This is a genomic window from Kitasatospora sp. NPDC006697, assembly GCF_042869935.1.
GTDB lineage: Bacteria > Actinomycetota > Actinomycetes > Streptomycetales > Streptomycetaceae > Kitasatospora.
Map to the genome: position 1 here is coordinate 108,292 of NZ_JBIAGU010000010.1, position 18,888 is coordinate 127,179.

Consider the following 18,888-nt stretch of genomic DNA (forward strand, 5'->3'; position numbering starts at 1 on the left):
CGAAGGAAGAACCCGTGCAGAAGAACCGGACCAAGAACTCCGTCGCCAAGGGCCTCGCCGTCGCCGCCGGCCTCGGCCTGCTCGCCGCCGGTGGCGGCACCGCCCAGGCCGACCCGACCGGCCAGCCGACCTACCGCGCGCTCGCCGGTGTCGGCTCGGACACCACCCAGGGCGTCATGAACGCGATCTCCAACGCGGTCATGCTGAACGGCCAGAAGGCGATCGGCTCCTACGACGCCACCGGCTCGGCCACCATCAACACCAAGGCCGACACCCACTGCCAGGGCCTGAACCGGCCGAACGGCTCCGGCGCCGGCCGCACCACCCTGCTCGCCCAGCAGGGCCTGCCCTACAACTGCGTGGACTTCTCCCGCTCCTCCAGCCTGGACCTGTCCGCCGCGTCGACCAGCCTGACCTACGTGCCGTTCGCCGTGGACGGCGTCACCTACGCGGTCTCCGCCGGCAGCACGCTGCCGATGGACCTCGCGGTCTCCGACCTGCACCTGATCTACACCTGTGACCCGGGCCTGATGGGCGCCGGCCCGAACTACACCTACCACCCGCTGCTGCCGCAGGCCGGCTCCGGCACCCGGAAGTTCTGGGAGTCCGTGGTCGGCATCACCGAGGCCGACGTGGCGGCCGGCCACTACCCCTGCATCAGCGACACCAAGGGCGGCAAGCCGATCGAGGAGCACGACGGCCGCGTCCTCGACACCAACTCGCTGGTGCCGTTCTCCATCGCGCAGTACATCGCGCAGGAGTCCACCGTGCTCGCCGACATCCGCGGCACCGCGCAGCTCGGCAACATCAACGGCGTCCCCTCGCTGCTGCTGAACCCCGGTGCCGCCGCGACCCGCGACGTCTACAACGTGATCCCGACCGCCAAGGTCGCCACCAGCCCGTGGAGCGACGTCTTCGTCGGCCCGAACTCCCTGGTCTGCCAGCAGTCCGCGATCATCAAGCAGTACGGCTTCGGCGTGCACACCAGCTGCGGTGACACCTCGAAGACCACCGGCTGATGACCCGCCGGACCGCTCCCTCCTCCCTCGCTGAGTCCAACCACCTCCCGAAGGCGAGCTCCCTCGTGAAGTTCAACCGCATCTCGCGGACCGTCGCGCTCGGCGCGGCGACCATGCTGGCGGCCGGCAGCGTCACCCTGCTCTCCGCGGTCACCGCGCAGGCCGACACCTCCACCATCGGCACCCTGACCGTCAACCCGGCCTCCGGCGCGGACACCACCGCGATCGACGTCGTCTCCTCGGCGGCCTGCCCCGGTGGCACCAACCTGCAGGTGCTGGTCTTCGGGCAGGGTTTCCCGGCCGCCGGCTACGGCGCCACTCCGAACACCCCGCAGTCGAGCATCACGACCACCGCCAACGGTGGCTACGACGTGCCGCTGAGCGACACCATGGCCAGCTTCGCGCAGAAGAACGGCTTCACCACCCTGAGCGGCCAGTACGACTTCCACCTGCGCTGCCAGGCCAAGATCGGCGCCACCTACTACGGTGACTTCGTCGGCAGCATCACCTTCACCAGCCCCACCGCCTACGTGTCCACCACCGTGACCCCGCCGGCGCCGGGCCAGACCGCCACCGCGCTGGCCGTCACCCCGAGCGGCTCGGCCACCGTCGGCGGCAGCGTCACGCTGACCGCCACCGTCACCCCGGCGGCCGCGGGCAGCGTGCAGTTCATGGACGGCACCACCGCGCTCGGCACCCCGGTGACCGTCGCGGGCGGCACCGCCTCGCTGAGCACCACCGCGCTGGCGCTCGGTGCGCACAGCCTGTCCGCCGTCTTCACCTCCACGGACAGCCACTTCCTCGGCTCGACCTCGGCGGCCTCCGCCTACACGGTCAGCCCGAAGGCGGCCGCCCCGACCACCACCGCGCTCGGCGTCACCCCGTCGGGCTCGGCCAGCAAGGGCACCGCCATCCAGCTGACCGCGACCGTCTCCCCGGCCGCCGCGGGCACCGTGCAGTTCATGGACGGCACCACCGCGCTCGGCTCCCCGGTCACCGTGTCGGGCGGTACCGCGCTGTACTCCGCCACCTCGCTGGCCGAGGGCGACCACTCGCTGTCCGCCGCCTTCACCCCGGCCGACGCGACCGCCTTCGCCGCCTCGGTCTCCGCCACGGTGCCGCTGGCGATCACCCCCGTGGTGCTCCCCCCGGACCCGGGCCAGCCCACCCCGCCGGCGCCGGTGGGCGAGAACCTGATCACCACCGTCGCCCCCGGCGCCCTGGTGATCAGCGTCGCCGACGGCAACGTGACGCTGCCGCCGCTGACCCTGAACAGCAAGAGCACCTACTACGCCACCGCCGGTGCGCTGCAGACCGTGACCGTCACCGACACCCGCGCCGGTGCGCCGGGCTGGTCGTGCAGCGGCCAGGTCGCGCAGTTCACCTCCAACGGCAACGCGATCAACGCCGAGAACCTGGGCTGGGCCCCGAACCTGGTCTCCAAGGGCGACGGCATGACCGTCAACGTCGGTGGCCGGATCGCCCCGGCCAACGCCGTCGCCGCCGGTGACCCGGGCGCGCTGGGCCTGAAGTCCTCGCGCACCCTGGCCACCGCGACCGGCCTGGGCACCGCGCAGCTCGGCGCCGACCTCACCCTGCTGGCCCCGACCTCCACGCTGGCCGGGACCTACCAGGGCGTGCTGACGCTGACCGCGATCTGATGCCCCACCGGCCCGACGGGGCGCCGGCCGGCGCCCCGTCGGGCCACCCCTCCGTACGCCCTCACCCCGTACGCCCGTCCGAGGATGTGCCGCGATGCCGCGAGTCCGTACCCTGACCCACCGACTGCTGCCGGTCCTGACGGCCGGTCTGCTCCTCTTCGGCCCCGGCACGGGCGCGGCCCGTGCGGACGACCCCGCCCCCGCCCAGCAGCCCGGTGCGGCGCAGGCGCAGACCTTCGGCATCCAGCCCGCGACCGACGGCAAGCCGGACACCCGCGGTGCCTTCAGCTACTCCGCCACGCCCGGCGCGATCCTCAAGGACCAGGTCGCGATCGGCAACTACAGCGACCAGCCGCTCACCCTGCAGCTCTACGCGGCCGACGCCTTCAACACCGACAACGGCGGCTACGACGTGCTCGCCGCTGGCAAGCCGTCGACCCAGGCGGGCAGTTGGCTGAAGACCGGGACCGACCACCTGACCCTGCCCGGCCACACCCAGCAGGTCGTCCCGTTCACCCTGGCCGTGCCCGCGGACGCCTCGCCGGGCGACCACGCGGCCGGCATCGTGGTGGCGCTGCGGGTGGACACCAAGGACGCCAAGGGCAACACCGTGACGGTTGACCAGCGGGTCGGCGCCCGGGTCAACCTCCGGGTGGCCGGCGACCTCAAGGCCGAGCTGCGGGTGGAGGACGTGCGCACGGTCTACCACCCGAGCGCCGACCCGCTGGACTCCGGGCACACCACGATCAGCTACGTCGTCGCCAACACCGGGAACGTGCGGCTCGGCGGCAGGCAGGCGGTCCGGGTGACCAACGCGTTCGGCATGCCCGCCACCGCGCCCGGCAGCCCGGACCTGAAGGAGCTGCTGCCCGGCAACGTCGTCCGCTACCAACTGGACGTCTCGGGTGCCTACCCGACGCTCTGGTCGACCGCCGGGATCACCGTGGACCCGCTGGCGGTGGCCGGTGACAAGGACCCGAAGCTCTCCAGCAGCACCGACAAGCACCGGTTCGCCAGCATCCCGTGGGCGCTGCTGGGCGTGCTGGTGGTGCTGGGCGCGCTGGGGGAGTTCGTCCGACGGCGCCGGCGGCGGCCGGCGCCGCCCGCGACGCCGCCCGGTCCGCCGGCGGCGGGCGGGCCGGAGACGGGCGGCGGGCCCTCGACGACCGCTGCCGAAGCGGATGCCGCCGCGGTGGAGCCGGTCGGCGTGGCCGTGCCGGTGCCCGCCACCGCATCCCGGTCCGGGTCCGCCACCTCCGGGTCCGGGGCCGCCGCAGCTACCGGGGGCGCAGCGCTGCTCCTGCTGCTCGCGCTGGCCGGGGCCGGCCTGGCGGGGGCGCCGCGAGCGCTCGCCGACACGCCGACACCCACGGCCGTGCCCGGCGCCGCGGACTCCGCCTCCGCCGTCCCCGGTCCGGTCACCGGCCCCGGCACGCTCGCCTTCGACTATCCGACCGGCCACGATGACGACCCGATCGACATGCTCAGCTCCGGCCGCTGCCCGAACCCGGCGGCCGACTACCTGACGGTCCGGATCGCCGGCCCCGGCTTCCCCGCCGAAGGCTCCGTGCTCAACGGCAACACGCCCGCCGCCGTCTACCGGGTGGCCGCCAACGGCGGCTACGTGCTGCCGCTCACCAACACCCTGCGCACCGCCGCCACCGGCCAGGGCGTGGCCGTGCTGCACGGCGACTACACGGTGACCGCCAGCTGCCACGGACGGCTCAGCCCGACCTCGGTACGGGACTTCTCCGGGGTGCTGACCTTCGCCACGCCGACCACCTGGCAGGCCGCGGCCGTCGCGCCGGCGGGCGTGATCCACGCCGCCGACACCGACCCGGCGCCCGCCGACCCGCCGGTGAACCGGACCGCCCCCGCGGCCGCCGCCCGCCCCGCGCCCGGCACCCCGGTGGCGGCCTGGGTGGCGATGGGCCTGGGCGCCGCCCTGCTCGGCTGGATCGGCCTGCCCCGGCTGCTCCGCCGCCGTGCCCGGGCGAACGGGGCCGGGGCATGAGCCCGACCACCGCACCCGAACCGGTCGCCGCGCCGGTGGTCCCCGCGCCGTGGCAGCCCGCCGCGACCCCGCCGTCGGACGGCCACCGGCTCGGCACCGCGCAGCTGTTCGCCGCCGGGCTGACCATCCTGGCCACCCTGCTGCTCGGCCTGCTGCTCGATCTCGGCCCGGTCGGCGCCGTGCAGCACCTGCGCGACAACGCCACCGGCTACGCCGAGCTGCGCGAGACCCTGGCCAAGGGCACCACCCCGATCGGCCAGCGCGACAACGACGGCAAGCCGGTCGCCCTCGGCACGCCCGTCGCCCTGCTGGAGATCCCGCAGCTGGGCCTGCGCGAGGTGATCCGCGAGGGCACCAGCGGCGGGGTGCTCGCCTCCGGCCCCGGCCACCGGCGCGACTCGCCGATGCCGGGCCAGGCCGGCACCTCCGTGCTGATGGGCCGCCAGGCCGGCTTCGGCGGTCCGTTCGGCGCGATCGGCCAGCTGCGGGCCAGCGAGACCTTCACCGTGACGACCGGTCAGGGCCGCCACAGCTTCCGGGTGCTGGACGTCCGCCGGGCCGGCGACCCGGTGCCGGACGCGCCCGCCGCCGGCGCCGGCCGGCTGCTGCTGATCACCGGCGACGGCCAGGCCTTCGAGCCGACCGGCACCCTGCTGGTGGACGCCGACCTGGTCACCGACGTGCAGGACTCCGACCCGCGCCCGCTGGGCTACGCCGCCCTGCCCGCCGCCGAGCGCTCGATGGGCACCGACGCGGGCGCCTGGGTGCCGCTGGTGCTCTGGGGCGAGGCCTTGCTGCTCGCGGTGGTCGGCCACGCCCTGCTGCGCAGCCGCTGGGGGCGGGCGCAGAGCTGGGCGGTCGGGGTGCCCGTGCTGGCCGCGCTCGGCCTGGCGGTCGCCGACCAGGTCGCCCGCCTGCTGCCGAACCTGATCTGACCTCGCCCGCACCACCGTCCGCACCACCGAAGAGGACCCGTATGACGACCGTGGCAGCCCAGTCCGCCCCCGTGCCCACCCGGGCCGGCACGCTCGAGGCGCGCGCCGTCTCCGCCTGGTTCGGCGACCGCAAGGTGCTGGAGCAGGTGTCGCTGACCATGCCGGCCGGGCAGGTCACGGCGCTGATCGGCCCGTCCGGCTGCGGCAAGTCGACCTTCCTGCGCACCCTGAACCGGATGCACGAGCTGATCCCGGGCGCCTCGCTGGCCGGTGAGGTGCTGCTGGACGGCGCCGACGTCTACGACCCGGCCCGGCGGCTCACCGACGCCCGCCGCGACATCGGCATGGTGTTCCAGAAGCCGAACCCGTTCCCGGCGATGTCCATCTACGACAACGTGCTGGCCGGGCTCAAGCTCACCGGCACCAAGGCCGGCCGGGCCGAGAAGGACCGGCTGGTCGAGGAGTGCCTGACCAAGGCGGGCCTGTGGCGCGAGGTGGCCGACCGGCTGCGCCAGCCCGGCGGCGCGCTCTCCGGCGGCCAGCAGCAGCGCCTCTGCATCGCCCGGTCGCTGGCGATCCGGCCGCGGGTGCTGCTGATGGACGAGCCCTGCTCGGCGCTGGATCCGACCTCCACCCGGCGGATCGAGCAGACCATCCGGGAGCTCGCGCAGGAGGTGACCATCGTGATCGTCACCCACAACATGCAGCAGGCGGCCCGGGTCTCGGACGACTGCGCGTTCTTCCTGGCCGAGCAGGGCACGCCGGGCGCGATCGTGGAGCACGGGCCGACGGCCGCGATGTTCGGCAGCCCCGCCGACCCGCGCACCGCCGACTACGTGAACGGCCGCTTCGGCTGATCCCGCGTCAGCCGCCTCTGGACTGCATATGCTGTTCACCGGTATATGTAGTCCCATGGCTGATCGTTCGATGCAGGAGCCCACGCTGCTGGTGCTCACGGCGCTGGCCGACGCGCCCCGGCACGGGTACGCGTTGATCCAGGAGGTCGCCGCGATCTCGGGGGGACGGGTGAAGTTGCGCACGGGGACGCTCTACGGGGCACTGGACCGGCTGCTCGCACAGGGGCTGGTCAGGGTGGAGAGCGACGAGGTGGTGGACGGGCGGGCCCGCCGCACCTACGCGCTCAGCGAGGGCGGGCGCGAGGTGCTGGCCACCGAGGCGGCGCGGCTGCGCTCGGTCGCCGCGGAGGCCGAGCGGCGGCTCGCCGCGCGGAGCCCGCGGCCGCGTCCCGGGTTCGCCTCGTGAACGGGGCGGTCTGGTTCGGGCTGCGGACCGCGGTGGGGCTCCACCCGGCGGCCTACCGCTGGGAGCGGGGCGACGAGTTGGAGGCGGTGTTCGCCGACGCCACGGAGGGCGCCGGCCCCTGGGCCACCGCCCGTGAGCTGGTCGACCTGGCCGGGCACGGGGTGCGGCTGCGGCTGGGGCTCGGCTCCGCCCGGCTGCCCGCCCAACTCGCGGCCGTGGTAGCGCCGTTCGCGCTGGGCGCGGCGGTGGGCGGCGGACTGGCCCCGCGGGTGGGGGACATGGCGGAGAGCCTGCGGGAGGGGATCCTGGGGCAGGTCCTGTCGGCGGAGTACACCAACCCCTCGAACGACTTCCTGGCCGGGCAGGCGGGGCTGGTGGTGCTGCTGCTGGCCGCCGTGGCGGCCGGGTTCCGGTGGTGGGGTGCGGCGCGGCTGTCCGCACTGCTGGGCATGGTGCTGGTGTTCTTCGGTGAGCTCGGCGTGGAATCGCAGAGCTCCCAGCCGTGGTCCTCGATGTGGGTGTGGCAGCTGACCCATGACATCCTGCTGCGCTACGGGCCGGCGGCGCTGTGGGTGCTGGTCCTGCTGGCCGCGCCGCGCGACCTGCTCGGGCGGTGGACGCTCCGGCGCGTATCGGCCGCCCTGGCGGGGCTGCTGACCGGCGGCTTCCTGCTCGGCACCGCGCTGGGCGTGGGCCCGGTGTCGAGGCTGAACTACGCCACGGACAGCCAACTTCTGGCGGTGGCTCTCGCGGGGGTGGAGCTGGCGCTGGTCGTCCTGGCGGTACCGGCGGCACTGAAGGGCCGGTTCGGTCCGACCGCCGGGGCGCTGGCGGGCGCCCCGATCGCCGTGCTCGCCTTCCTCCTGGGCGTCGGTCACGTCTGGCGGCTCGGCGGGCACCTCACGGCGGTCGCCCTGATCGTCGTGGCCCTGTCGCTCGCGGCGGCGTTCTGGCACTGGCTGCCGAGGTTGCACGACCGCCGCCCGCCGATGGCGAGCTGACGGAGCGTCAGAGTGTGAGTGCGTTCTCGTGCGCGATCCGGGTCAGCTTCTCCGGGTTGCGCACGACGTACAGCCCGGTGATCAGGCCTTCGTCGATCCGCATCGTGATCAGGTCGAGCTGGTCGCCCACCCGGACGGCCAGCGCCGGACCGCCGTTGACCTGCACCGGGTGGACCGTCGCCCGGCCGAGCAGCGCGGGCAGGCCGGCGGCCAGCGTGCGGGTCACCTGCTCGGCGCCGACCAGCGGCTGCCCCACCGTCGGCCGCAGCCCGCCGCCGTCGCCGAGCAGCACCACGTCCGGGGCGAGCAGGTCGAACAGCTCCTGCAAGTCGCCGGTCTCCACGGCCCGTTGGAACGCGGTGATGGCGCCCTGCCGCTCGGCGGCCGAGACGGTGCCCCGGGGGCGCCGATCGGCGACGTGGACCCGGGCGCGGTGCGCGATCTGACGGACCGTCACGGGCTTGCGGTCGACGGCCGCGGCGATCTCCTCGTAGTCCAGGGCGAACACCTCGCGCAGCACGAAGACGGCCCGCTCGGTCGGGGTGAGGGTTTCGAGCACCAGCAGCATCGCCATCGAGACGCTGTCGGCCAGCTCGACGTGCTCGGCCACGTCGGGCGAGGTCAGCAGCGGCTCGGGCAGCCAGGGGCCCACGTAGGACTCCTTGCGGCGGCCGAGCGCGCGCAGCTGGCTCAGCGCCTGGCGGGTGGTGATCCGGACCAGGTAGGCGCGCTGGTCGCGGACGATGCCCTGGTCGACGCCCGACCAGCGCAGCCAGGTCTCCTGGAGCACGTCCTCCGCGTCGGCGGCTGAGCCGAGCAACTGGTAGGCGACGGTGAAGAGCAGGTTGCGGTGCGCGGTGAACGCGTCGAGGGCGGTGCTGTCCGTGGTGCGCTCGCTCATGGCCGACTCCTGGTCCGTCGTTGCTCGTTCCGCACACGAGACGCCGGGTCCCGTGCTGCCGTGACACCTCCGCAGGGTGGCGCGGGTCACACCACCGGGCTGTCACGGGCGGCCGGGTGGCGGCATCTGGTGTTCGTCCGGTTGCCCAGTCCACGAGTGAGGACGACACCATGAGCCCCCGTTTCAACCTGTTCGACAGCCCGACCGCCGCCAAGGTCGCCAAGCGGTTCTACAACGCCTCGCTGGCGCTCCAGGAGTCCGCGCTGCCCATGACCACCCGGCACCTGGTGGAGCTGCGCGCCAGCCAGCTCAACGGCTGCGGCTTCTGCGTGGACATCCACGCCAAGGAGGCCGCCGCCGACGGCGAGACGGCGCTGCGGCTCAGCCTGGTCGCCGCCTGGCGCCACACCACCGTCTTCACCGAGGCCGAGCGGGCCGCGCTGGCCCTCGCCGAGGAGGGCACCCGGCTGGCCGACGCCGCTCAGGGCGTCAGCGAGGAGACCTGGGCCGAGGTGCGCAAGCACTACGACGACGACCAGGTCGGCGCGCTGGTCTGCGTCGTCGCCCTGATCAACGCGGCCAACCGGATGAGCGTGATCCTGCACAACGAGGGCGGCTCGTACCAGCCGGGGATGTTCGCCGCGCTCGACTGACCGGTTAGGCGTTGTCGAGCCGGATCTCCAGCACCTGGCCGGGCCACGGCGGCAGGTCCGCCCGCTCCACCTCGAAGGGCTCGGTCTCGGTGAAGCCCAGGGCGCGGTAGGCGGCGACCAGCCGGCGGTCGTCGCCGCCGTAGCAGTCCACCCGGAGCAGGCCGAGCCCGCGCCGAACGGTCTCGGCGCGGGCGTCGGCGACCAGCGCGGCACCGATGCCGGTGTTCTTGTGGGTGCGTGCCGTGCCGAGCAGCCGGATGAAGAGGTGGGGCGCATCGGCGGGCGGGATGTGCTCGGGCACCTGCTCGGAGAGCACGCAGACGCCGAGCAGCGTGCCCTGCTCGTCCTCGGCCAGGCGCATCAGGTGCTCGGTCGCGTAACCGTTCACATGGGCGACCCGGGCCGGACTGGTCGACCAGGGCTGGTCGCCCCACTGCCCGGTGCGGCCCTGGTCGGCCAGCCAGGCCACCGTGGCGTCGAACATGGCGAGGACGGCGGGGACGTCCTCGGGACCGCCGGTTCGAATGATCATGCGGTCCTGTCTACACCCGGGAGGCGCGGGGGCGTCAGTGCTTTTCGGGGCTGACGGCGAGGAGGACGGGGAACCCGGTGACCACCACTGCGCCGGCCGCGGGCTGCTGCGCGGTGACGGTGTCGGAGGGGAGGTGCGGGCAGGCGGGGCCGGTCAGCGCGAACTTGAAGCCCGCGGCGGCGAGCGTGCGCTCGGCGCTCTCCTCGGTCTGGCCGATCACGTTCGGGACGATGGAGCTGGCCTGCGGCTGTGGGGTGAAGGTGCCGGTGGGGGAGGGCGAGGAGGCACTGGCGCCGGCGCCGGTGGGCACGGGGCTGCCGGTCGGGAGCGGGCCGGGGGCGGAGGCCGGGGGGCTGCTCGGGCGGATCGAGCCCGGGACGCACGAGTCGCCGGGCTTCCCGCTGCTCGCGCTCCCGCTGGCGTTCGGGACCGGGTCGGCGGTCGGGCTCGCGCTCGGGCTCGCGGTCGGGCTCGCGCTCGCGCTCGGGCTCGCGGTCGGGCTCGCGCTCGCGCTCGGGCGCGCCGAGGTGACGGCGGGGAGGGCGGCCGCTCCCGGGTCGGCCTGCGCCGGGGTGCCGCCCGAGGCGGACTGCAGCGTGACCGCCGTGCCCGCGCAGACCACCAGCACCGCGAGCACCGTGCCCGCCTCCACCAGCCGCCGGCGCCGGCGGCGGACGCCGGCCTCCATCGCGGGGGCGTCGAAGACGGGCGGTTGGGCGTGGTTCGAGAACTCTTCCATGGCGTGCGTCAGTTCCTTCCGGAAGCGGGGTTCGGGTGTGCCGGAGCCGGCCTGGGGCATCGTCATCACGCACCTTCGAACTGCGTCTGGAGTGTTGCCGAGCCGCGCAGCTTGGCCACGCCCCGGGCGAGTTGGGAGCGCACCGAACTCGCCGAGATGCCCAGCGTGGCGGCGATCTCCAGCGGGTCCATGTCGTGCAGGTAGTGCAGGACGACGACGGTGCGCATGCCGATCGGCAGCGTGTGCAGCGCCTGGACCAGCTCGCTGCGCAGCTCGACCACCCGGTACGGATCGCCCGGCGCGGCCCGCCCGGCCAGGTCGGCCTGGCCGACCCGCTCGACCGACCGGCCGATCCGCCGCCACCGGTCGTTGGCCAGGTTGACCAGGATCCGGCGGACGTACGCCTCCGGCGACTCGGCCGCCGCCACCCGCCGCCAGCGCCGGCAGGCCTTCTCCAAGGCCTCCTGCACCAGGTCCTCGGCCACCTGCCGATGGCCCGTCAGCACGTATGCCGTGCGGAACAGCGCGGCGGACCGCTGATGGACGAACTCGGCGAAGTCGGGCGGGTCGGCCCGCTCCCTGCTCACCATGCGTCCCCCTTGCTGTCGTTGCTGCCCTCAAGACGGCGGCGGGGGCGGATCTGCTGCACGGGGGGAGCGGTTGTGGTGCGGGTCACACGACAGCGGGGCGGGGGGGGGGGGGGGGGGGGGGGGGGGGGGGGCCCGGGGCGGGGGGGGGGGGGGGGGGCGGCCGGGCCCCGCCCCCCCCCCCGCGGGGGGGGGGGGGGGGGCGGGCCGGGGGGGGGGGGTGGGGGGGGGGCCCCCCCCCGGGGGGGCCCCCCGCCCCCGGCGGCGGGGGGGCGGCCCGCCCCGGACGGTGGATCAGTAGATCAGGTTCAGGCTCGCGGTGTCGATGTCGGTCGTCCCGCCGTTCGCCGTCGGGTAGATCTGGAAGCGCAGTGTGCTGGTCGGCTGGGGCATCTGGAAGTAGATGGCGTACCCCTGGTAGCCGGTCGAGGAGTCGACGCTGTAGGCGCTGCAGGTGTTGGTGTTGGTGGCGCCCAGGCTCCAGAGACAGAAGGTGCCGCTCGCGGAGCCGCTCTGCGAGGAGAGGAAGACCGAGGCCTCGTACCAGGTGCCGGCGGGGGCGTTGACCTGCACGTCCTGGTAGACCGAGCCGCCGCCGACGTTGGTGTTGGTGGCCAGGTACCCGGTGCCGTCGTGGGCCGGGGCGGGGGCGCCGGCCAGCGTGTTGTAGTTGGCCCAGTTGACGATCCCGCCCGCGGGGACGAGCTTCTGCCAGCCGGCGATGCTCCCCTCGAAGGAGCCCGCGCTCAGCATGTTCGGGCCGGTCGTGTTGGGCCGGCTCGGGGCGGCCTGGGCCTGCGCCGAGCCGAGGCCGGCCAGGCCGAGGGCCAGGCCGAGCGCGGCGAGGGTGGTGGTCAATCGCTTGGTCATCGGATCTCCGTGATTGGGGGCCGATCAGGGGCTCGGCTCGCCGGCCGGGGCGGGGTCGCCGGGCGTCAGGCACGCTAGCGACCGGCCGTGGTTGCGCGGGATCGTGAGTATCCGCAGTCCTGCCCGGCGGACACCGCGGTCCACTGCTGCGGGAGCCCACGATGCGCGGGGGCCGGTCCGGGCTCAGCCGCTGACGGCGGTGTCCATCGCCCGGGCCACGGCGGCGCGCGAGTGGATCCCCAGCTTGCGGTAGAGGCTGGTGAGGTGGGACTCGACCGTGCGCACGCTGAGGTACAGCCGCTCGGCGATCGCACGGTTCGTCAGGCCCTGCACGACCAGGTCGGCCACCGCGCTCTCCCGCCCGGACAGCCGCGGGTCGGCGCCGGTCCGGCCGGTGGCGGGGCCGGCGGCCGGACCGGCCGTGAGGGCGTGCGCCCCGACCCGGTGGAACAGCTCCCGGGCGGCGCGGTCGGCGCTGCGGTGGCCGTCCTGGTCGCCGAGCTCCTCGGCGATCTCCGCGGCCATCCGGTGCGCCAGCCCGGCCCGTACCAGCAGGCCGGAGGCCGTCAGCCTGCTCGCCGCGCGGCGGGCCCGGGCCGCCGCCCGCACGAGGTCGCCGCGGGCCCGCCAGGACCGGGCCGCGGTCAGCGTCGCCACCGCGCGGGCCGCGGGCAGCGCACCGGCCCGCGCGGCCTGCTCCGCGTGGCGCGCCACCATCTCCGGGTCCCCCTGCGCCGCGTAGAGCGCCGCGACGAGGTCGTGCCCGTGGGCCGGCAGCGGATCGCGCCCGCGCCGGCCGTCGTCCAGGCCGAGCAGCTGGACGGCCCGCTCGGCGCTCACCGGCTCGCCGCAGGCGATCGCCGCCTCCAGCCGGGCCTGCCGGACCACCGTCCGCCAGCCCGCCATCGGCGGCTCGGGCAGACGGTGCGAAAGCTCCAGCGCCGCGGCGGCCGAGGCCGGCCCCTCGCTCCACAGCACGGCGCGCAGCCGCAGCGCGGCGGCCAGGCCCAGCGTCTCGGCGGTGCCCAGCTCGCCGCCCAGCAGCAGCGCGGCGTCGGCGGCGGCCACGGCCCGGTCGAGCGGGCCGGTGGTCAGCAGCAGCGCCGCCCGGACGGTGTGCAGGTGCGGGAGGACGTAGCGGTGCCCGTGCTGCTCGGCGACCGCGATGGCCCGGTCGATCCGGCCGGCGGTCCGGTGCCGCCGTTCCAGCAGCAGCCCGGCCCAGCCGAGGTCGGGCAGGTCGCCGAGCAGTTGGAGCAGGGACCGGTCGGGGGCGGCGTCGACCAGCGGCTCCGCCTGGTCGAGGGCGCGGCGGGCGGCCGCCACCTGGCCCTGGCCGACCAGGGCGAGGGCGGTGACGGTGTGCCGGAGGAGCAGTTGCCGGGCCCCGTCGCCGGTGCGGTCGGTGCCGGGCGGTTCCTCGGTCCGCGCGGCGAGCCGGGTCAGGGACCGGTCCGGGTGACCGTTCATCAGGTCGATCCGGGCGAGCCGCAGCTGGGCGGTCCAGTGGTGTCCCCGGTCCTCCGGGCGTGGCTGTTGCCCGGTCGTGAGGCCGGCCAGCAGGTGGTGGGCGCGATCGGTCCGCCCGCGCAGCCGCTCCACCAGGGCCGCCGCCAACACCGCCTCGGCCCGGTGCGGGCCGGGCTGGGCGGGCAGCGGCGCCAGCACTCCGGCGGCCTCGTCGAGCCGGCCGGTGAGGGTGAGCGCCTGCCCGAGCAGGGCGGCCGGGGTGCCGCGGTCCTCGGCCGGAAGCACCCGCAGCACGGTGGCCAGCCAGCGGGCGCTGTCCGCCGGGGCGTCGTGCAGGGCGAGCTGGGCGACCCCGACCAGCCGCGCCAGGTCCTCCCGTCCCGCGGCGTAGGCCAGGTGCTCGGCCTGCGCCGCCCAGAGCGGCGGCGGTGCCCCGATCCGCCGCAGGTGGTCGGCGGCCCGCCGGTGCGCCGCGGTCCGCCAGGCCGGCCCGGCCAGCCGGTAGGCGGTGGCGGCGAGCAGCGGGCGGCTGAACCGGTAGCGGCCGGCCGCGCCCTCGACGCAGCCGTGCGCCACCAGGTCGTCCACGGCGGCGCCGACGACGGTGACCGGCAGTTCGGCCACCGCGGCGACCAGCGGGAGGTCGTACTGCGCGCCGGCCGCGGCGGCGGCCCGCAGGACGAGCCGGGCGGGCTCGGCGAGGCTCGCCACCTCGGCGGCCAGCTCCGGGTCCGCCGGGCCGGCTGTGGCTTCCGCCAACTGCTGTGCGGCGTCCGGAGGCAGGGCGGCGAGGACGCGCAGGTCGCGCGGATTGCCGGCGCTGGTGCGGAGCAGCAGCCGGCGGTGGGCCGGCGGGCAGTCCGGCAGCAGCTCGGCCGCCTCGGCGGGCGTCAGCGGGTGGAGGGCGACGCGCAGGGTGCCCGGGTCGGTGAGGCTGCGGGCCAGCTCCGCGGGTCTGCCGCCGCTGCGGTGGGCCAGCACCACGGCGAGCCGGGCCGTGGGCCGGGCGGCGGCCAGGTGGTCGAGGAGCAGCAGCGACTCGCGGTCCGCCCACTGCAGGTCGTCGAGCAGCAGCGCGTACGGCCCGCCACCGGCGGCCTCGGCCAGCGCCTCGCAGAGCCGGCGGTGCCAGCGGTGGCGGTGCACCGGGTCGGCCTCGGCGGCCGCCAGGTCGGCGACGTACTTCTCCACCAATTCGCATACCGGGGAGGGCCATTGGATCGCCAACAGAAGTCCGCCCGGCAGCTCCTGGTCGCCCGGCACCGCGCGCGCGAGCTCGACCGGGCGACCGGCGGCCCGGCATCGCGCGAGCAGTTCATCGAGCAGCCGGCTCTTCCCGGTCCCGGGCGCCCCCTCCAGCACCGCCGCCCGCGGCGCACCGGCCTCACCGCCCACCACCGCCAGCAGGCCGCGCAGTTCACGATCCCGCCCGACCAGGGGCCACGCCGTGACCGGACTCGACATGTCGGCTCCTCCGCCGCTCCACCGGACCGCCATCTCGTGGCGGACATGTCATCAGCTTGGGCCAGGAGTGCAGGCGCCACAATCGACGCGGGAACTGGGGCGGCGTCAGCGCACGGGAGTGGCGGGTGGGAGTAATCCTGTGAATTGCTGGGCCTGTTGGACGGTGGAGTGCCTGACGTTCGGTGCGGGGAGTGGCGGTGGTGGGCGTTGGGTGGTGCCTGCGGGGGCACTTCGTGGGGAGGGCTGCGATTCCTGGCCTTCGGGACTTCTCGGGTGCGCCGAGCACCTCGACTTCGGGCTCTTCGTGGCGAACGTCGCCTCCGACCCGGAACGGGCGGCCCGGATGTACCACTGATGACGGGCCCCGGGAGCCTTCCTCCTGGCACGTGGTGATGAGGGGTTTGGTGTAATGCCAAGGTGCGCACGAGGACCGTCCAGCGCGACCACGGCTGGACCGACGAGACGACGGCCACCCGGTGATCCACCCGGAGCAGGCCGAACAGCGGCGCATCGCGCATCGGGCCGTGCTCGATCACCTGCTGGCCCTCGTCGCCGGTTCCCCGCTGGGCGATGACCTGGTGCTGCGCGGGAGCATGGTGATGCCGGCCTGGGTGGGGGCCGAGGCGAGGGAGCCGGCGGACCTCGACTGGATCGTCCCGCGGTCCGTCCTGGTCCCGGTCGACCCAGAGCACCCGTACCCGTACGTGGAGGACGTGGCGGTCGTGCAGCAGTGGCCGGAGGCGGCAGACGGCGCCGGCCGGTACGAGATCTGGGAGTTCGAGGAGTTCGACACCGGAGGTTTCCGGCCGGTCGTGCCGCCCGAAGGCCTGCACTGGCTCACCGAAGCGGAGCAGGAGCTCAGCCCGCCCCATGAGGCCCTGCTCGACCTGGTGCGTCAGCGGCCGGTGGCCGCGCCGGGGCTGGTGCTCGATGCGGATGCCGCCAAGGACGACGGCACCTGGACCTATACGGAGTACGACACCCCGGGCATCCGTCTGACCATCCCCTGGCGGGCGGAAGGCCTGCCGCCCGGCGGCGTACTGCTGGACTTCGCCCGCGACGAGCGGCTTCCGACGCCTCCCGTCTGGACGGCGATACCGCGCGGAGACGGTGCCGGGCCGAACGTCGTGCGCACCGCGAGCCGTGAACTGTCGCTCGCCTGGAAGCTGTTGTGGCTGCGCGCCGACTGCGCCGCGGAGGGCCGGGCGCAGGCCAAGGACCTCTACGACGCCGTGCTCCTCGCGGAGGCGGCCGCCACGAAGCTCTCTCCGCGGCTGCTGCGCAGGGTGCTCCGCGGGGAGCCGGGCCATGCGGTGGGCGCGGAGGTGATGCGGTTGGACGAGGTGGCGCTGTGGTCGGTGGACTGGGAGGAGTTCCGCGCGCGGCACCCATGGCTCCGGGGCACGGCCGAGGAGTGGCTGGCACGTCTGGGGCGGGCGCTGGAGCCGGTGCTGTGACCGGGGCCGAGGATGGCGGGTGAGGGAGCCTGTGCAGGTCACCGGACAGGCTGGTCGGGGCTGTCGAGCCAGACGATCTGCCGTCCGTCGGGATGGACCGTCAGACCGAAGCGGGTGAGCTCGGGCCTGCCTTGCTCCACCCACCACCGGCGGGCCGCCTCGACTTCGTCCCACAGCTTCCGGGCGCCGAGCTGCTGAACGGCGTCCTCCTTGTGCCAGTCGACGCCCCGGACCGAGGCCCAGGAGCCGACCTGGTCGGTGAGTTGCATCCGGTAGCTGGCCGCCGGGTCACTGGGCTCCCAGGTGTGGAGGTAGCGAACGCCCGGCAGACGTAGTCCGATCCCGAACGCCGCGTGGACGTGTTCGACGGCGAGATCGGGGTCCATGGCGGAGGCGCGGCATGAGTCAGGGTCCTGGCCGGGCCTGCTGACCTGTTGCGGGCGCTGGGCGCGTATCCACATGAAACTGGCGTTCTCCACGAACCTGCCGTGGGAGGGCAGGCCGGGCTGCGCCACTTCGAGCCGCAGCAGCGCGGCGTTGGCGTACGGTGTGCCCCACGGGGTCACGATGATGCCGCCCGGGCGGGTCTGGGCCAGCCACTCGGCGGGCAGCCGCTGTACGGCGGCAGTGGAGTGGATGGCGTCGTACGGTGCCGAGCGGGCCCAGCCGGCGAGTCCGTCCGCGACTGCGGCTGCGGGCAGCAAACCTTGGGCGTGCAGGGCGGCCTGGGCCTGAGCCGCGATGTCCGGGTCTACCTCGACAGTGGTCACGCGGGTGGCTCCCAGTCGTGTGGAGAGCAGCGCGGCGGTCCACCCCGTACCGGTGCCGATATCCAGCACCCGATCGCCGTCGGTGACGCCGAGGTGGTGCAGCATCCGGGCCACCAGGGACGGCGTCGAGGCTGAGGAGGTCGCCACGCCGGGGCCGTTGTCGTCGCCGTCGTCCAGTTGGGTGATGACCACCTGGTCGGCGTTCACCATCGCTTCCCAGCCGTCCGGGTCGGTGGCCCGGTCCAGCCAGCTGGAGCGACTCCGGCTCCAGATCCGGCCCGGGACGAAGGCAGAGCGCGGGGCACGCTCGAACGCGCCCCGCCACTCCGCGCTCAGAGAGCCCGACTCGCTCAGCTCGTCGAGCAACTGCACGTACGTGTGCATGCGCTGCTCACTCGCTCACTTGCTCGGAGCCGGCGGGACCGGCTTGTTCCACTGGCCATCCGACTCGCGCGGCGACTGGCTCTTGTCGCCTTCGCTGCCGCCCTTGCCGTCTCCGTGCTTTCCGCTCATCGGCGGGCTCCTCTCCGGTTGATGGTCGGGTGGAACGTCAGGCCGTGTCGCCGTCGGGAGGCATCGGCCCCGGGCCAGGTGGCGCCGGCGTTGGGGTGGCGCGGTTCATGGTGGTCTCCTCCTCCAATTCCGCGGGGAAGTGATGCTGACCGTACGGGCGTCGGCAGGCGGAACTCAACGAAGTTGCTCATAGTTGCGGCAGCCGACTTCGACACTCGCGGGGTGCTTGACCGCGGGGCGTTCGTGGGGCGATGGTCGGAGCCGGTGAACGGCCGGATCGAGGGGAGCGAGATGCGGCAACACGGCAGCGATGGCGACGACTTGACCGCCACGTTTTTCTGTACGGACCCGAATTCACAGGGCGGCGTGGAGTGCGAGACGTTCTACGAGACCGACCGCGGCTCCTGGATCGTCCAGTTGAAGAGGCGTGGCACGAAGGTGCGGGAGCAGCTCGTCGCGCTGGCCGAGGACGAGACGTTCGGGGAGATGTCCGGGCGGACCATGGATGTGTTCGTGCGGAAGTACGTCAGGGAGCGCTATGGAATTGATCTCGGCGTCGCGCCGAATTGAGCTGCTGTTCGGAGAACCCGCCCAGGAGGTCCGCAAGCTGGAACTGCGGGACTTCTACGAGGTGGACCGCCCACTGTTCGATGCGTGGCGTTCCGGCGACCGTGCGATGGTCGAGGAGACGATGCGCGGGCATCGGGCGTTCCTGACGGGGAAGGCTGCCGCCGGGTTCCCCTATCGGCGAGTCCGTGTGGTTTCTGAACCTCTCTCGGAGTACCAGCGGATGGCGGTCGAGTTGGCTGACCCAGAAGAGCGTCTGCGGTGGCTCCCGCGATCGCTCGTGTCGGCGGTGCCGTTGCCGGGGAACGACTGCCTGATCCGCGATGACATGGTGGTTTTCAACCTGCTCGGAGGAGACGACCGGCAGGCCGGCATCCAGCTCTCGACCGATCCGGCAGTGGTCGGCTTCTGCACCGATGCATTCGAGCGGGCCTGGTCGCTTGGCATCCCCAACGGCACGTACAAGCCCTGA

At 74.4% G+C, this 18,888-nt stretch carries 18 protein-coding genes; 11 read left to right on the top strand and 7 right to left on the bottom strand.

The genetic code is table 11. The annotated features are described in order from the left end of the window. The first annotated feature begins 14 nt into the window (after positions 1-14). The 7 genes from ACFYNO_RS16155 to ACFYNO_RS16185 all read left to right on the top strand — a co-directional run bounded on the left by ACFYNO_RS16155 (position 15) and on the right by ACFYNO_RS16185 (position 7,893). Positions 15-1,019 carry a hypothetical protein gene (locus tag ACFYNO_RS16155; RefSeq protein ID WP_388011646.1) on the top strand — a complete coding sequence of 335 codons (1,005 nt, stop codon included), beginning with the start codon at positions 15-17 and terminating at the stop codon, positions 1,017-1,019. A gap of 65 nt (positions 1,020-1,084) precedes the next feature. Continuing rightward, the gene (locus ACFYNO_RS16160) at positions 1,085-2,680 is read left to right on the top strand and encodes an Ig-like domain repeat protein (RefSeq protein ID WP_388011648.1); all 1,596 of its coding nucleotides are present in this window, start codon (positions 1,085-1,087) and stop codon (positions 2,678-2,680) included. Positions 2,681-2,774: 94 nt separating this feature from the next. Beyond that, positions 2,775-4,694, top strand: a complete 1,920-nt coding sequence (locus tag ACFYNO_RS16165; RefSeq protein WP_388011650.1) for a WxL protein peptidoglycan domain-containing protein — start codon at positions 2,775-2,777, stop codon at positions 4,692-4,694. Next, the gene (locus tag ACFYNO_RS16170) at positions 4,691-5,629 is read left to right on the top strand and encodes a sortase domain-bontaining protein (RefSeq protein WP_388011652.1); all 939 of its coding nucleotides are present in this window, start codon (positions 4,691-4,693) and stop codon (positions 5,627-5,629) included. The genes ACFYNO_RS16165 and ACFYNO_RS16170 overlap by 4 nt, the downstream gene beginning before the upstream one ends. 41 nt (positions 5,630-5,670) lie before the next feature. After that, positions 5,671-6,486: a phosphate ABC transporter ATP-binding protein gene (locus ACFYNO_RS16175; protein ID WP_388011654.1), complete on the top strand. Its 816-nt coding sequence runs from the start codon at positions 5,671-5,673 to the stop codon at positions 6,484-6,486. A gap of 55 nt (positions 6,487-6,541) precedes the next feature. Next, positions 6,542-6,892, top strand: a complete 351-nt coding sequence (locus tag ACFYNO_RS16180) for a PadR family transcriptional regulator (protein ID WP_388011656.1) — start codon at positions 6,542-6,544, stop codon at positions 6,890-6,892. Then, positions 6,889-7,893, top strand: a complete 1,005-nt coding sequence (locus tag ACFYNO_RS16185; protein WP_388011658.1) for a hypothetical protein — start codon at positions 6,889-6,891, stop codon at positions 7,891-7,893. Before ACFYNO_RS16180 ends, ACFYNO_RS16185 begins: the two co-directional genes overlap by 4 nt. 7 nt (positions 7,894-7,900) lie before the next feature. Here ACFYNO_RS16185 and ACFYNO_RS16190 read toward each other — a convergent pair whose 3' ends face one another. Beyond that, positions 7,901-8,794: an RNA polymerase sigma-70 factor gene (locus ACFYNO_RS16190; protein WP_388011660.1), complete on the bottom strand. Its 894-nt coding sequence runs from the start codon at positions 8,792-8,794 to the stop codon at positions 7,901-7,903. Positions 8,795-8,964: 170 nt separating this feature from the next. Between ACFYNO_RS16190 and ACFYNO_RS16195 the strand changes: the two genes are divergently transcribed. Then, the gene (locus tag ACFYNO_RS16195) at positions 8,965-9,447 is read left to right on the top strand and encodes a carboxymuconolactone decarboxylase family protein (RefSeq protein WP_388011662.1); all 483 of its coding nucleotides are present in this window, start codon (positions 8,965-8,967) and stop codon (positions 9,445-9,447) included. Positions 9,448-9,451: 4 nt separating this feature from the next. Here the strand turns inward: ACFYNO_RS16195 and ACFYNO_RS16200 are convergent, their stop codons facing one another. The 5 genes from ACFYNO_RS16200 to ACFYNO_RS16220 all read right to left on the bottom strand — a co-directional run bounded on the left by ACFYNO_RS16200 (position 9,452) and on the right by ACFYNO_RS16220 (position 15,109). Beyond that, the gene (locus ACFYNO_RS16200; protein ID WP_388011664.1) at positions 9,452-9,979 is read right to left on the bottom strand and encodes a GNAT family N-acetyltransferase; all 528 of its coding nucleotides are present in this window, start codon (positions 9,977-9,979) and stop codon (positions 9,452-9,454) included. 34 nt (positions 9,980-10,013) lie between these two features. Continuing rightward, entirely contained in the window at positions 10,014-10,718 is a 705-nt protein-coding gene (locus ACFYNO_RS16205) for a PASTA domain-containing protein (protein WP_388011666.1), read from the bottom strand. Between the two features lie 65 nt (positions 10,719-10,783). Next, entirely contained in the window at positions 10,784-11,308 is a 525-nt protein-coding gene (locus ACFYNO_RS16210; RefSeq protein ID WP_388011668.1) for a SigE family RNA polymerase sigma factor, read from the bottom strand. A 291-nt stretch (positions 11,309-11,599) separates the two neighbouring features. Beyond that, the gene (locus tag ACFYNO_RS16215) at positions 11,600-12,175 is read right to left on the bottom strand and encodes a hypothetical protein (RefSeq protein WP_388011670.1); all 576 of its coding nucleotides are present in this window, start codon (positions 12,173-12,175) and stop codon (positions 11,600-11,602) included. A gap of 183 nt (positions 12,176-12,358) precedes the next feature. Further along, the gene (locus ACFYNO_RS16220; RefSeq protein ID WP_388011672.1) at positions 12,359-15,109 is read right to left on the bottom strand and encodes an AAA family ATPase; all 2,751 of its coding nucleotides are present in this window, start codon (positions 15,107-15,109) and stop codon (positions 12,359-12,361) included. Positions 15,110-15,633: 524 nt separating this feature from the next. Between ACFYNO_RS16220 and ACFYNO_RS16225 the strand changes: the two genes are divergently transcribed. Continuing rightward, complete coding sequence (locus tag ACFYNO_RS16225) at positions 15,634-16,566, top strand: nucleotidyl transferase AbiEii/AbiGii toxin family protein (RefSeq protein WP_388011674.1); 933 nt, start codon at positions 15,634-15,636, stop codon at positions 16,564-16,566. A gap of 38 nt (positions 16,567-16,604) precedes the next feature. Here ACFYNO_RS16225 and ACFYNO_RS16230 read toward each other — a convergent pair whose 3' ends face one another. After that, complete coding sequence (locus ACFYNO_RS16230) at positions 16,605-17,720, bottom strand: methyltransferase domain-containing protein (protein ID WP_388011676.1); 1,116 nt, start codon at positions 17,718-17,720, stop codon at positions 16,605-16,607. 351 nt (positions 17,721-18,071) lie between these two features. Between ACFYNO_RS16230 and ACFYNO_RS16235 the strand changes: the two genes are divergently transcribed. Then, the gene (locus tag ACFYNO_RS16235) at positions 18,072-18,419 is read left to right on the top strand and encodes a hypothetical protein (protein ID WP_388011678.1); all 348 of its coding nucleotides are present in this window, start codon (positions 18,072-18,074) and stop codon (positions 18,417-18,419) included. After that, positions 18,388-18,888 (top strand): DUF6879 family protein, encoded by a 501-nt coding sequence (locus ACFYNO_RS16240; protein ID WP_388011680.1) that lies wholly within the window; start codon positions 18,388-18,390, stop codon positions 18,886-18,888. The genes ACFYNO_RS16235 and ACFYNO_RS16240 overlap by 32 nt, the downstream gene beginning before the upstream one ends.